Annotated in this window: 1 protein-coding gene; it reads left to right on the forward strand. The window is 47.8% G+C overall.

Going from position 1 to position 1,177, the window contains the following annotated elements; all coding sequences use genetic code 11:
* Nucleotides 1-187 precede the first annotated feature (187 nt).
* The gene (locus OKB81_RS20410; protein WP_270805439.1) at nucleotides 188-1,150 is read left to right on the forward strand and encodes a hypothetical protein; all 963 of its coding nucleotides are present in this window, start codon (nucleotides 188-190) and stop codon (nucleotides 1,148-1,150) included.
* Nucleotides 1,151-1,177 lie beyond the last annotated feature (27 nt).

Consider the following 1,177-nt stretch of genomic DNA (forward strand, 5'->3'; position numbering starts at 1 on the left):
GGCGCTATTCCGGCGGTTCGTATTGAATATCGTAAAACAGAGCAATTGTGGTGCTCGAAGTCAGAGAAACAAGCTAAGGAAGGTGCGAATAAGTCACCAAACATAAAAATGCGCCCTTGTAAGTATTTGAATTTAATGAACTAAATTTTTCTGTTTCGTTGTGGAGGGTGCTTATTCGCACCCTCCCTTGGGCAATGCCATCGGTGAGGTGGATGCGGACACCTTCAAACGGCTGCAAGTGAGCAAAACCGTTGAAGAGCACCTCAATAAAGAGCTGAAATTTTACCAAAAACTGACCACTGGAGCGGCCGCAAGCGACCATGCGGCGATTCTGAAAGCCCATGGTATCAAAGTGTTATCACTCTTTTTTATCGATAAAGTGGCCAATTACCGCAGCTACGATGCAGATGGCGCCGTGGTACAGGGTAAATTTGCCCTGTGGTTTGAGGATGAATTTAAAGCGCAACTGCGTAAGCCTAAGTATCGGGTGTTGTACCCCGAGCTATGGGAGCAGGACGCTTCCGGTAAGCAGGTTATCAATGAACAGGCGTTAGTGGAACTGGCTCGCTGTGTTCATAATGGCTATTTTGCGCAAGATAAAAAGAAAGATGCGGCAGGTAACCCGCAGTTTGCTGAGTCAAAATTTGACAAGAATGGTGACGGTAAAAATACCGCAGCAGATGAATCTGCTTATAACTTGATCATGAAAGATAAAGAAAAGCTGCTGTCACTTGATAGCAAGCTGCGCTTTATCTTCTCACACTCAGCACTGAAAGAGGGTTGGGATAACCCTAACGTTTTCCAAATCTGTACTCTCAACGAAACCAACTCGGTGATGAAGAAGCGTCAGGAGATTGGCCGTGGTCTGCGTTTGGCTGTCGATCAGTCGGGGCAGCGGGTGCCCTATGGCTTTGAAGTCAATACCCTGACAGTGATGGCCAATGAGTCCTATGAGGATTTCGTTGCGCAACTGCAAAAGGAGATTGAAGAGGAAGAAGGCATCAAGTTCGGCACCATCGAGAAGCACCAGTTTGCCAATATTTTGGTGTCTGCGGCCCATGAAGATAAAGCCTTCTTGGGCGCCAAGGCATCTGAAGCCAGGCGTTGTTGCCCAAATCGACTATTGAAACGCCCTTTCCTCCGGCCTTGAGCGATGGCTACACTCGGGGCCTTCTGA

Origin of the sequence: Aeromonas sp. QDB56 (assembly GCF_027705505.1) — a bacterium.
Classification (GTDB): Bacteria; Pseudomonadota; Gammaproteobacteria; order Enterobacterales; family Aeromonadaceae; genus Aeromonas; species Aeromonas caviae.